The sequence below is a fragment of the Nocardioides sp. genome (assembly GCF_029937575.1).
GTDB lineage: Bacteria > Actinomycetota > Actinomycetes > Propionibacteriales > Nocardioidaceae > Nocardioides.
Genome location: NZ_JAPYPS010000042.1, coordinates 21906 through 32689, shown reverse-complemented (window position 1 = coordinate 32689; position 10784 = coordinate 21906). Strand labels below are relative to the sequence as shown.

General features: G+C 68.3%; 11 protein-coding genes and 1 pseudogene. 7 read left to right on the top strand and 5 right to left on the bottom strand.

Annotated elements, in window-relative coordinates; translation table 11 throughout:
* Together Q1K33_RS14120 and lnt are read right to left on the bottom strand one after the other, a co-directional pair.
* A partial coding sequence (locus Q1K33_RS14120; protein WP_300405036.1) for a class I SAM-dependent methyltransferase occupies positions 1-634 on the bottom strand: 634 nt, incomplete at its 3' end.
* A gap of 77 nt (positions 635-711) precedes the next feature.
* Complete coding sequence (gene lnt / locus Q1K33_RS14115; protein WP_300405034.1) at positions 712-2241, bottom strand: apolipoprotein N-acyltransferase; 1530 nt, start codon at positions 2239-2241, stop codon at positions 712-714.
* Positions 2242-2526: 285 nt separating this feature from the next.
* Here lnt and Q1K33_RS14110 point away from each other — a divergent pair, with 285 nt between their 5' ends.
* Entirely contained in the window at positions 2527-3030 is a 504-nt protein-coding gene (locus Q1K33_RS14110; RefSeq protein ID WP_300405032.1) for a DUF2752 domain-containing protein, read from the top strand.
* Between the two features lie 95 nt (positions 3031-3125).
* Here the strand turns inward: Q1K33_RS14110 and Q1K33_RS14105 are convergent, their stop codons facing one another.
* From Q1K33_RS14105 to Q1K33_RS14095, 3 genes are all read right to left on the bottom strand, one after another.
* Complete coding sequence (locus Q1K33_RS14105; protein ID WP_300405030.1) at positions 3126-4370, bottom strand: HAMP domain-containing sensor histidine kinase; 1245 nt, start codon at positions 4368-4370, stop codon at positions 3126-3128.
* Positions 4371-4441: 71 nt separating this feature from the next.
* Positions 4442-5101, bottom strand: a complete 660-nt coding sequence (locus Q1K33_RS14100; RefSeq protein WP_300405028.1) for a response regulator transcription factor — start codon at positions 5099-5101, stop codon at positions 4442-4444.
* Positions 5102-5171: 70 nt separating this feature from the next.
* The gene (locus tag Q1K33_RS14095; RefSeq protein WP_300405026.1) at positions 5172-5834 is read right to left on the bottom strand and encodes a VTT domain-containing protein; all 663 of its coding nucleotides are present in this window, start codon (positions 5832-5834) and stop codon (positions 5172-5174) included.
* A 98-nt stretch (positions 5835-5932) separates the two neighbouring features.
* Here Q1K33_RS14095 and Q1K33_RS14090 point away from each other — a divergent pair, with 98 nt between their 5' ends.
* The 6 genes and pseudogenes from Q1K33_RS14090 to Q1K33_RS14070 all read left to right on the top strand — a co-directional run bounded on the left by Q1K33_RS14090 (position 5933) and on the right by Q1K33_RS14070 (position 10782).
* Positions 5933-7333, top strand: a complete 1401-nt coding sequence (locus tag Q1K33_RS14090) for a ferredoxin reductase family protein (RefSeq protein ID WP_300405024.1) — start codon at positions 5933-5935, stop codon at positions 7331-7333.
* Between the two features lie 9 nt (positions 7334-7342).
* Entirely contained in the window at positions 7343-7822 is a 480-nt protein-coding gene (locus Q1K33_RS14085) for an FMN-binding protein (RefSeq protein ID WP_300405022.1), read from the top strand.
* Positions 7823-7899: 77 nt separating this feature from the next.
* The gene (locus Q1K33_RS14080; RefSeq protein WP_300405020.1) at positions 7900-8637 is read left to right on the top strand and encodes an FAD:protein FMN transferase; all 738 of its coding nucleotides are present in this window, start codon (positions 7900-7902) and stop codon (positions 8635-8637) included.
* 69 nt (positions 8638-8706) lie between these two features.
* Positions 8707-9459 (top strand): annotated as a pseudogene (locus tag Q1K33_RS20775) (hypothetical protein); the annotation flags it as partial.
* Between the two features lie 172 nt (positions 9460-9631).
* Positions 9632-10060, top strand: a complete 429-nt coding sequence (locus Q1K33_RS14075) for a glycosyltransferase (RefSeq protein WP_363319716.1) — start codon at positions 9632-9634, stop codon at positions 10058-10060.
* Entirely contained in the window at positions 10060-10782 is a 723-nt protein-coding gene (locus Q1K33_RS14070) for a polysaccharide deacetylase family protein (RefSeq protein WP_300405016.1), read from the top strand. The genes Q1K33_RS14075 and Q1K33_RS14070 overlap by 1 nt, the downstream gene beginning before the upstream one ends.
* Positions 10783-10784 lie beyond the last annotated feature (2 nt).

Here is a 10784-nt window from a genome sequence, read left to right as displayed (position 1 = left end):
ACATGTACCCATCAAAACCGATCAGCCCGCCCTGATTAAGGAGCCACGCCCTAGGCGCTCGCCCACTGAAGCGCATGACGTGACCTCGCCACGCACTATCAACGGCGACTTCGTAGAAGCCGCTGCTCACGAGCTGGGCCGCTAGGTCGTCGGCCTCGATGAGCCGATGTGGTGAACGGTCAACAAAGTGGATTGCCTCCGCTGCGAGCGTCCTCGTGAGGTCGTAGCCCAGGAGCAGCCCCCCCGGGCGCAGGACACGCCTAGCTTCGTCCAGAGCTGCAGGCCACTCGACGACGTGGTGCAGCATCAGGTTGTTGGTGACGATGTCGAACGATCCATCCTCGAAGGCGAGACGGGTGATGTCGGCTTCGATGACCTCGACGTTGGGGTAGGGCCTCAGTCGCTCGCGAGCCGATCTGACCATCGTCGGATCAAGGTCCGTGACGGTCAGGCGTGCCTCCGGGAAAGCAATCGCCGCGCCTTCGGCCATGGCGCCACTTCCGGCGCCGAGCTCCAAGACCTGCCCTGACAGGGCGTGGCCCTGCAGAGCCCAACGCAGTACGCGACGCCGAGCGAAGATCCGCCACGGCGCGCTCCTGCAAAAACCGCTTTCGAGAGCCGACATGATGGGCATAGTGGCTCCCTCCAAAGGGACAGTCAGCGCGAAGAGCGAAACATGGTAGGTCATGTATCGCGTTTCCTTGGGTGAGGCTACGGTACCCCAGTGGGGTACCGGGCGGGGCGGTGCTGGGTGCGGTTCCGCGAGGCGCCCCTCGCCTCTCGTAGCCGCCTGACACTCTCTGCAAGCAACGCCAAGCCGGCTCCGACCAGGATGCCCTCGAGCAGGCGCGGACCCAGTCGGACCGCCGGCGTGAGGTAGCGCGAAGGGGTCACGGTCACGACTGCCGCAGCAACAGCCTCGGGGGAGAGCTGCTCGATCACTGAGCCGTCTGGTCGGATGGCACCAGTGACGCCGTTGAGTGACGAAACAACAACCGCGCGCTGAGTTTCGATGGCGCGGGCTCGTGTGATCGCGAACTGCTGTTGCGGCTGGCTCGTGCCGGCAAACGTTGCGTTGCTGGTCTGCACGACGATCAGTTCGGCACCGGCGACCACTTGGTCGCGGATAGCTCCTGAGTAAGCGATGTCGAAGCAGATGGCGTTGGCGATCACCATGCCTCCCGCGCTCATAGGCTCCGGGCTGGGCCCGGGCACCATGTCGAAGGGAATGCGATCGAACTGCGAGGAGAGACCGCCGATCAGGTTCCGAGCAGGGATGAACTCTCCGAAGGGGACCGGATGTAGCTTCGTGTATGCCAACGGTTTAGGCCCTTCCGCACTCCAAACGACGCCTTGGTTGTAGCGCGTCCCCGCCGTGGGACCTGCGTTGATGGACCCCACGAGGATTGGTGCCCCTACCTCGCGAGCCGCCGCGGTGATCTGTGCTCGGACGTTGTCGTCATCGGCTGGAGAACCGCCAGCAGCACCTTCGGCCCAGATGACGAGATCTGGACCGAGTGCGTTCGCTGGAAGGCTCCCGCGGATTGCGCGCGTCAGCTCCAGGCTGCTGGAGAGGATCTCGGGTCGATAGGCCAGAACGTCACGTCCGTCGCCAGGTACGCCGCCCTGCACCAGGGCAATCACCTTGCCGCCCCCAACCTCCTCGCTCAAATGATTGTCGGCCCCGGCCCGCGTGCGTCCGAGAGTCGACAGCGCGATCAACACCACTAGGCCGACTACTCCGGCACTCGCCCACGCGGCCTTCGAGCGACCTGCGACCAAGTGCGCGCCAGCCGCTGCGACGAGGGCGACCAGCAAAGAGGTGCCCGTGACGCCGACGTAGGGCAAGGCCGCTTCTAAGGGCGTGTCGAGCGCCGCGACTCCCAGCTGTCCCCAAGGCAAGCCGCCGAACGGCCACGACTGCCTGAATATCTCGAATGCAGTCCAGATGAACGCAGTTGCCACGGGCCAGAGCACCTGCCTGCGGCACAGGTAGGCACCAACGAACCCCAGCGCGAACCAGAGGCTCTCCGCGAGAGTCAGCGCGACCCAGGCCACCACTCCGATGGAGTCGACCAGCCACCACAGGTGCGTGCCGAGGAAGGCAACGCCGAAGACAAACCCATCTAGCGCCGCCACCCGAGCGCGAGGGAGGTGCCAGACACGAGAAAAGAAGATGGCCAAGGAAAGCGGCGCCAGTAGGCCCCAGCCGACCGGGTCGAACGCCAGCGCAAGACCCACGCCGCAGGCGAGACTGAGAAGTCGCCCCGGAAATGAGCGCGCAGCCGACGACCTGAGGCGTAGCGTTCGGAAGGCTGACGGCGAGGCAGTGAGAAGTCCGACGGATTGCATACTATGCGACATAGTAAAGCAACTGGCCAACAACGCTCGATCCAAGCGACGGTCGTTAGATCGGCCCTCAGAGGTGCGGCGCCAGCAATGACCCAATGCCCTCGCGGGACAACGGCAAATCTCCTAGGCTTGCTCGTAGCCCATCGGTCATCCAAGCAGTAGGGAGAGTGGCGCATGCCGGTCGAGGATCGACGCCCACGCGGGCAAGGCAGCGGCGAGCGCTATGGCTCGCTTGCGGCAGCGCCGACGATCATGGCCTGGACTCCTCGGGATCGCTATTGGCCGGCAACGGTCCTTGCCGTTGTCGGCCTCGGGGTGGCTGCCGCGATGGCGCTGTTTGGGCTTCCGGGCGTGGACCTTCATCCGATCACTCATCGCTGGGGGATCATGGATCCGCTGTGTGGCGGAACTCGCGCCGCGAGGTACACGATGGTTGGCGATCTGGGTCAAGCTTGGCGCTACAACCCGCTGGGGATCGTGGTGGTCATGGGCGCGGCGCTTGCAATCGTGCGTGCCGGCTACGGGGCGGCAACGCACCGCTGGTTGACGCTGCAGTGGTCCGTGCTGCCGTTACGCACCAAGCGTCTCGTGTTCGCACTGGGGGTGCTGGCAGTGGTGGCCCTTGAGATCAGGCAGCAAGGCCGCGCGGAACTGCTCATGGCTGGCACTGGACTCTGAACCGGCCACTAGTTGAACGATGTTGATGCACCTTCGTGTCGGGAAAAGGCCACCTGCTGCAGGTCATCTGGGGAGTCTTCCCACGCGGGCGAGCATCAGGCCCTCGGGAGCCGGACGGTGAAGCGGGTCGGTCCCTCGCGCCTGGTCAGCTCCACGTTGCCGCCGCACGACCGGGCGACCCGACGCGCCAGGGCCAGGCCGAGGCCGGCTCCGGATCCGCCGCCGCTGGTGGTGCCGGCCTCGAAGATGCGCTCGGGGTCTGCTTGGACGCCGGGACCGTCGTCCTCGACCGTCAGCTCCACCCCGGCAGTCATCGACGACGGCACCACGATCCGCACCGACGAGGTCGCGAACCGCACAGCGTTGGCCACGACCGGTGCCAACGCTCGAACGGCGAGGGCGTGCGGGAGTCCCAGGCGGAGATCCGGCAGGTCGACGTCCACCGTGATCGCCGTCGGGGTGGGCGTGGCCTGCACGGTCTCGTTCACGACGCCGGCGAGTGACGACACCGCCGACTCTGCGACATTGCGGTCGGAGCGCGCGAGCTCGAGGAGGGTGGCGATCGTGCCCGTCATCCGGTGGGCGGCCACGGAGATCTGCTCGAGATCCTCCCGCGCGGACGTCGGGAGGTCGTCACCCATGAGCGCCAGGTCGGCGGTGCCCTGGATGGTGGTCAATGGGGTCCGCAGCTCGTGTGCCAGCTCGGAGGTGAGTCGCTGCTCGGACCGGATGGCCGCGGAGACCTTGTCGAGCAACGTGTCCAACGTGCCGGCGAGCGCCGTCAGCTCGTTGCGAGGAGGCCCCAGGGCGAAGCGACGCGTCAGGTCGTGCTCGCTCCAGTCGGCGGCGGTGCTGGCCAGAACGGCTACCGGTTGGAGCGCGCGTTTGGTGACCCAGGCGGCGAGAGCTGCCGCGGCGCCCGTCGCGAAGGCTCCCGTGATCAGGCTGACGAGCAAGGCGTAGAACTCGGCATCCTCGTATGGTTGGAGGAGCTCGTCGACGATCACCACTCCGCGGGCTCCGCCGGCGGTCGCGAAGGGCAGCGCCAGCACCCGTCGGTCGTCGCCGACGTTGCGCAGCTGGGTGGTGGTGGTGGCGCTCAGGACGGCGTAGGTGTCGGCCAGCTCTTTCGGGACGATCCCGGCGACCAGGGTGCCGTCGGCGGCGTACACGACGACTCCGCGGTCCAGGTCCGCCTGCGGCACGGACAGCGCTCCCTGGCCGGGCTCGCTCGTGGTCGACCCGGCGACGGCGTCGGCCCGGTCCTCCAGGACGCGGTCGACGTCCCGGCTGGTCTGGGCGGCCAGGATCAGTTGCACGACCACCGTCAGCACCACCATGGCGAAAGCCGTCGAACAGGCGGTGAGGATGACGATCTGTCGCCGGAAGGACCCCGATGGCACCGGTGGGGTCACGACAGCCTGAACCCGACGCCGCGGACCGTCTCGATGCTGACCGGAGCGTCGATGCTCTCGAGCTTGACCCGGATACGTCGGATGAAGGAGTCGATCGTGTTCTCGCTGACCATGGAGCCATCCGGCCAAGCGGCCGCCACCACGGCCTTGCGCCGGGCGACCTCTCCGGGGCGCGAGGTGATCGCGGCGAGCATCCGGTACTCCGTGGGGGTCAGCAGCGCCTCCCCGCCCGGGCAGCGCACCGTGTGCCCCGCCGGATCGAGAGCGAGACCTCCCACCGTCGGCGGCGCCGGCCTGCCTCGTCGTCCGAGTGCCTCGACGCGGAGGAGGAACTCCTTGATGTCGAACGGCTTGGACACGTAATCGTCGCCGCCGGCATGAAAGCCGGCAATCCGGTCGTGGACGGCACCGAGCGCGGTCAGGAACAGCACCGGCGCGGACTGGCCTTCGGAACGAAGGGCCTGCACGACGTCGCGGCCGTCGGAGTCGGGGAGTCCGACGTCCATCACGACCACGTCGACCCCGCTGTCAGGTCCCAGCAGTCGCAACGCCTCGCCGCCGTCGTGGGCACTAAGGACCTCGTGGCCAGCGGACTCCAGAGCCCGTGAGACCAGGCGTCGGATGGCAGGATCGTCCTCGCATACGCCGATCAGCATGATGTCGTTCCTTCCGGTTGCTGGGCACAGCGTCCCACCCGAGCGGCCTGCGCGCTCCAGGGAGGCGTGCTCAACTGGTCAGCAGTTCGGCTGGGTGGTCGACGCGCGAGAGCGCGGCGCTGTCTCGTGCGCTCCTGCGACGATGCCGAACGAGCCCGACCGCCGCTGGGATCAGCGTGAGGGCGACCATGCTGATCGCGAACAGTTCGATGTGCGAGGCGATGATCGGCACGCCTCCCAGAAAGTAGCCGACGGAGAGGAACCCGACGGTCCAGATCAGTCCGCCGATCGCGTTGTAGCCGGTAAAGGCGTGGCGCGGCATCTCGGCCACGCCGGCGACGACCGGGGTGAAGGTCCGGACGACGGGTACGAAGCGCGCCAGGACCACCGCCTTGGGACCGTGCTTGGCGAAGAACGACTCCGCCCTGGTCGCGTGAGACGCGGCGAAGAGTCGGGAGTTGGCTCGGGTGAAGACCCGAGGCCCGTACCGACGCCCGATCAGGTAGCCCACCTGATCCCCGACCACTGCGGCCACGAACAGGCCGGCGGCGATCAGCCAGAGCGGCAGGTGGATGGCGCCTTCTGCGGCCATCACACCCAGCGTGAAAAGCAGCGAGTCTCCCGGCAGGAAGAACCCGACGAGGAGCCCGGTCTCGGCGAAGATCACCGCCATCGCGAGGAGCAGGGCCAGCGGGCCGAGGGCGAGCAGCACGGGAGTCAGGGTGGCGATCATGGTGGGACGCCAGGAGCTGGCGCCTGTCGAGAACCTGACTATGCCCGCGCCGGGATTCAGTCAGGTTCTCGACAGGTCTCCGGCGCGACAGTTCAGCCATGACCACCTTTGCCACCCATCACCGGCCCCAGGGGCCGACCGCCCCGATGTCCTCGCCGTCCGGGCCGGCGACGCGACGTCCGCGCACCTTGAGCGAGCGCGGTCTCGTCGCGATCGTGGTGTCGGGCGCCATTGCCGTGCTCGCCCTGTGGTGGCACGACACCACCATGCTTCCGGGTCTGGGGGAGTGGGTCACGGCGGCCGGCCGCATCGCCGGACTCCTGGGCGGCTACACGATCGTGATCGCGCTGCTCCTGATGTGTCGGGGGCCGTGGATCGACCACGGTCTCGGGACCGACCGCTTGTCGCGGTGGCACGCCATGTCGGGGCGCTTCCTGATCGGACTTCTGAGCGCCCACGCCGTCCTGATCATCTGGGGCTACTCGCTCACCTCGGGCACCGGGCTGATGGCGCAGACGAACCTGATGCTGGTCGCGGTGCCCAACGTGCTGCTCGCTGTCATCGGGTACGGCCTGCTGGTGCTCGTCGGGGGGCTCTCGGCGCGGCAGGTGAGGAAGCGGGTCGACTACGAGACCTGGTACCTCGTCCACCTGCTCACCTACATCGCGATCGGCCTGAGCTTCCTCCACGTCCTGAGCGCTGGCGCTGACTTCCAAGCCGGCTGGGCCAAGGCCCTGTGGATCTCCATGTACGCCGGCGTGGCCGGGCTACTGCTCTGGTACCGCTGGCTGAACCCGGTCCGCAACGCCGTCCACCATCACCCGCAGGTAGACAGGGTCACCGTCGAGGGTCCCGGGGTGGTCTCCATCGTCATCACCGGACGCGCCTTCGATCGCCTCGAAGCCCAGGCCGGCCAGTTCTTCCGCTGGCGCTTCCTCACCCCGAGCGGCTGGTGGCAGTCGCACCCCTACTCGCTCTCGGCGGCCCCGACCGACTCCGAGCTGCGGATCACCGTGAAAGGGCTCGGACGACACAGCGCCGAGCTGGCCGCGCTCACGCCCGGCACTCGCGTCCTGATGGAGGGTCCGTACGGCGCCCTCACGACCCACCGTCGTCGCAACGGCGGAGTTCTCCTGCTCGCTGGGGGCATCGGCATCACGCCCTTGCGCGCCATGCTGGAGCACCTGCACCGCGAAGGTCCGGCGACGGGACCCGCGACCTTGATCTACCGGGGTCGGACGGCCGCTGACCTGGTGCACCGCGCGGAGATCGACCTCCTCGCGAGAGCCGATCACATCGACGTGCACTACGGGCTGGGCGACCCCGGTGGGGCGGACGACGTCTTCGTCGACGCCCGGCTGGCCGATCTCGTGCCTGACCTCGACCGGCGCGACGTCTTCCTCTGCGGCCCGGCGCCCTTCATGGACGCGGCCACCGCCTGTCTCCTGCGTTGCGGAGTGCCGCTGCGCCACATCCACGCTGAACGCTTCGAGTTCTGAGGAGACGACATGACCACCCGATCGCTCACGACCCCCAGCGCTCTCGGCCGTTTCGGCCCGGCGTTGAAGGTGTCCGGCTCCGTGCTCGGAGTGCTCCTCCTGCTGGGTGCCAAGACGCTGACCTCCGACCCGGCGGGTCTGGGCCCGGCCGTCAACCTGGCAGCCAGTGACCAGGGATCGGTGACCGGTCCGTTGATCACCACGCGCTACGGGCCGGTCCAGGTGCGGGTGACCGTCGCCGGCGGCAAGGTCACCGACGTCCAGGCGGTCCAGCTGCCCACCGGCGGACAGTCCGGTCAGATCGCTGACTACTCGGCGCCGGTGCTGCGCCGCGAGGCCCTGGTCGCCCAGGGTGCCGGCATCGACGCCGTCTCGGGGGCGTCGTACACCAGTCAGGGGTACTCCGAGTCCCTCCAAGGTGCGTTGGACCAGATCGCGGCCGGTCAGTCGCCGGCCACTCCTAGCGCTCCCTCGAACGGCCAGGGGTGATCGCCGTGACGACGCACCGTCAAGCGCCGGCGCCTTTCGCTGACAGTGTCCAGGGTTCCCGGCGCATCGTGTCGGTGATGGGCACCGTGTTCACCCTCGACGTCCGCGACCTTGCCCCGGACTCGGATCCGGTCGATCGCGTCGTCGAGTGGTGGCAGTGGGTGGACGCCACGTTCAGTACCTATCGCGCTGACAGTGCCATCTCTGAGCTGGCCAGCGGGACCCGCCGGATCGATGAGTGCCCGCACGAAGTGCGCGAGGTTCTCGCACGCTGCCGCCGCGCCGTGGAGGCCAGTGACGGCTACTTCACCGCGCATCCTCACGGGCGGCTTGATCCCACCGGTCTGGTGAAGGGCTGGAGTGTCGAGGTCGCCAGTCGGATGCTGCGCGATGCCGGTTCGCGGTCGCACTGCATCGCCGCCGGCGGCGACCTGCGCAGCTGTGGGCAGCCGGTGCCGGGTGTCGCGTGGCGTCTGGGGGTGGTCGACCCGTTCGACCGCGGTCGGGTCGCCGCCGTGGTCGCCGGGGAGGACATGGCGGTAGCCACCTCGGGCACCGCCGAGCGGGGCGCCCACATCGTCGACCCCGTCCTCCGTCGCTCGCCCTCCGAGCTTGCTTCCGAGCTGGCGTCGGTCACGCTCATCGGCGAGGACCTGACGCACGTCGACGCGATGGCCACCGCGGCCTTCGCCATGGGACGACGGTGTCAGACGTGGCTCGAGGCGCAGCCCGGACTCGGGGCGCTCGTCGTGTTCGCGGACGGGGAGACCTGGCGCAAAGAAGGGCACGACGGACCCTCTCTCCAGGTGCTCTGACACCTGATCGGTGAGCCCGGCCGATCCTGTTCAGGTTCTCGACAGGCGCGTAGCACTTGGATCAGGCACATGGACCTCAGAGCCGCCAAAATCGAAACTCCACCTACCCCAGCTCGTCCATCGACCGGGACGGCCTCCCTGCGAGACCGCGAAGTGGGCGGACGCGACCACTTCTCGATCTACCTGACGGGAGTGGTCGCCTCCTTGGCGATCGTGATCCTCATCGAGGCACTCGTGCTCGCGGCCGTGGTGCTCCTGGCCTTTGTCCTGGTCGGGCTCGTGGTGGGGCACCGACCGACGACGCGTGCAGTCGCGCGGCCGACGGCGGCCTCGTCCGCGCGCCCACACGACGACGCAGCGCGCGACCACGTCCTGATCGTGTCGGCGAGTATCGGCGCCGGCCACGACGGGGCAGCGGTCGAGCTTGCCCGCCAGGCACGCAAGGCAGGCTTCGTGGTGGACCGCGTCGACTTCCTGGACCTGCTCCCCCCGGGGCTCGGTCGCCTGGTGCGTAGCGGCTATCGATGGCAGATCACCGTGATCCCCGGGACATGGGGGCTCTTGCTCCGGTCGCTGCGTTCGCCATCCGATAATCACTGGATCGCCTCGCTTGTCGGGGCGCTTGCCCGCAAGCGCCAGATGAACACCTGCCAGCCGAGCACCCGGGTGATCGTGTCCACCTATCCCTTGGCAAGCCAGGCGCTGTCGCAGCTCCGCCGAGACGGTTCGCTGGCGATCCCCGCGATCACCTATCTCACCGACATGAGCGTCCATCCGCTGTGGGTGGCGTCGGACATCGATGCGCACGTCGCACTGCACGCGGTCCCGGCCGCCGAGGCCGCTGCACTCGGGGCACGGGGGGTGGAGGTGCTAGGACCCCAGACCTCACCATGTTTTCGCACCCACGACGCCTGCACTCCGGGACGAGACCCGAAAGCAGTTCGACCTGCCTCGCGACCAACGCCTGGCACTCGTCGGGGCCGGCTCGTGGGGAGTGGGAGACGTGACGTCGACGGTGGAAGACGTTCTCGCGACCGGGGTAGCGACTCCCGTCGTGGTGTGTGGGAGCAACCCGGCCCTCCGACGTACGCTCCAGAGTCGGGGTGGTGTCCACACCTTCGGATGGGTCGACGACATGGCGGCTCTGATGCGTGCATGCGACCTGGTGATCCAGAACGCCGGCGGGTTGACCTCGCTGGAGGCTCGGGCCTCGGGCCTGCCCGTGATCACCTATCGGGCACTGCCGGGTCACGGTGAGACCAACGCTGCCGCCTTGGAACTGGCAGAGTGGGCCCCCTGGGCACGACGGACAGAGGATCTGGGCCGGCTCATCGAGAGAGCCGTCGGTCACTCGTCGGTCCCGTTGGCGGTTCCCGACTTTCCGTGGGAGCGCCTCGCCGGCCGCGCCCCGGTGCTCGTGTGATGCCCTTCTCCCGAAGGGCCCTCCTAGGGGGAGCCGCGGCGCTCTACCTGGCACCGGCCGTGAGCGCGCTAGGGCCGGTCCGCCGGGCGGTCGGCCTGGACTCGCTGTCGGGTGTCGGCAGCCCATCGCGGGTGGCGGTCACCTTCGACGACGGGCCGGACGTGGACTCGACGCCGTACTTCATCAGGCTGCTGGAGGAGCTCGACGTCCGTGCCACGTTCTTTGTCCTGGGCAGGATGGTCCAACGTCACCCTGCGGTCGCCCGTGACTTGGTCAACGCCGGCCACGAGATCGGGATCCATGGTTGGGACCATCGACCCCTCCCACTGCGAGGACCCGTCGCCACGCTCAACGACATCTCTCGAGCCACCGAGCAGGTCCGCGAGGTCTGCGGCGTGGAGCCGCAGTTCTACCGCCCGCCCTACGGGGTGCTGTCCTGGTCAGCGCTCGGGAGCGCCCACCGGTTGGGCCTGTCTCCCGTGTTGTGGACGACGTGGGGCCGTGACTGGCGGAGCCGTGCGGACGTCGACTCCGTGGAGAATGACGTCCTGCGCCACCTCGGGCCGGGAGGGACCATCTTGCTCCACGACAGCGACTGCACGTCGGCCTCAGGGTCGTGGCGTGCCACGCTCGGGGCCGTTCCGCAGATCATCTCCGCCATCCGCAATGCGGGTCTCGAACCAGGTCCCTTGCGGGAGCACGACATCGTGTCCCGAGCCTGAAG

What these genes read in the sequence shown, in the direction of transcription:
- Q1K33_RS14110 (WP_300405032.1), top strand. Translation starts at nt 2,527, where the DNA reads ATGCCGGTCGAGGATCGACGCCCACGCGGGCAAGGCAGCGGCGAGCGC.
- Q1K33_RS14105 (WP_300405030.1), bottom strand. Translation starts at nt 4,370, where the DNA reads ATGGTGGTGCTGACGGTGGTCGTGCAACTGATCCTGGCCGCCCAGACC.
- Q1K33_RS14100 (WP_300405028.1), bottom strand. Translation starts at nt 5,101, where the DNA reads ATGCTGATCGGCGTATGCGAGGACGATCCTGCCATCCGACGCCTGGTC.
- Q1K33_RS14095 (WP_300405026.1), bottom strand. Translation starts at nt 5,834, where the DNA reads ATGATCGCCACCCTGACTCCCGTGCTGCTCGCCCTCGGCCCGCTGGCC.
- Q1K33_RS14090 (WP_300405024.1), top strand. Translation starts at nt 5,933, where the DNA reads ATGACCACCTTTGCCACCCATCACCGGCCCCAGGGGCCGACCGCCCCG.
- Q1K33_RS14085 (WP_300405022.1), top strand. Translation starts at nt 7,343, where the DNA reads ATGACCACCCGATCGCTCACGACCCCCAGCGCTCTCGGCCGTTTCGGC.
- Q1K33_RS14080 (WP_300405020.1), top strand. Translation starts at nt 7,900, where the DNA reads ATGGGCACCGTGTTCACCCTCGACGTCCGCGACCTTGCCCCGGACTCG.
- Q1K33_RS14070 (WP_300405016.1), top strand. Translation starts at nt 10,060, where the DNA reads ATGCCCTTCTCCCGAAGGGCCCTCCTAGGGGGAGCCGCGGCGCTCTAC.